This is a genomic window from Pontibacter sp. LHS1, from assembly GCF_058932855.1.
Window position 1 is genome coordinate 1 of the sequence record NZ_JBZYWF010000038.1, and the last position, 604, is coordinate 604.

At 54.8% G+C, this 604-nt stretch carries 1 protein-coding gene; it reads left to right on the forward strand.

Annotation, left to right across the window (positions count from 1 at the left end):
* Positions 1-97 precede the first annotated feature (97 nt).
* Positions 98-439 carry a hypothetical protein gene (locus AC5FXQ_RS21780; protein WP_493604515.1) on the forward strand — a complete coding sequence of 114 codons (342 nt, stop codon included), beginning with the start codon at positions 98-100 and terminating at the stop codon, positions 437-439.
* The last annotated feature ends 165 nt before the right edge of the window (positions 440-604 follow it).

A 604-nucleotide genomic window follows, 5' to 3' on the forward strand; every position in this document is an offset into this window, starting at 1 on the left:
ATTGTGTTTTGGGAAGGTGCATGGGAGGCAGCCTGGCAGCGTATTGCCGGCTGTTTCCCCTCCACCTGGCTAGCGGAGAGGTTTAATCTGGGAAGGAGTGGACAAAGGATATGATGCGTTGGAGCGGGAGGTGTCAGCCACAAAGGAAGGGGAGAGCTGGCCGTTTGAGGACCGTCTCCCGGCCTTGCTGGGCCTTCAGGTTAGGCAGCTGGAAACGGGGGGAGGATTTTTACTGTACTTTGATGCCAAAGCGGTATACCCGTTTCAGTGCCAGCCTTCGAACAGCACCGTGCTCGTTCTCAAGGGAGACGCTCGCTATGGCCATCAGCTACTCCAGGTGGGGGACTTTCTGACCCTGGAGCCTTGCGACAGGCATGCATTCTACTCGGAGTCTGGATGTGTTCTCCTGTTTTTGCCACTGCAAAGGGCGTTTTATTGACACAAAACATGGTGCGTATATGGGACAGGACAAGTTAAAAGACCAAACACTGGCGGAGAGGGCAAAGCCTGAGCTGGACAGCGAAACGCTGGAGAAGATAGCGCTGCGAGGCCATAAGCTCATGCTGGCCATTCTGCTCGACCATTTCTTTGACCTGGAGTTCGA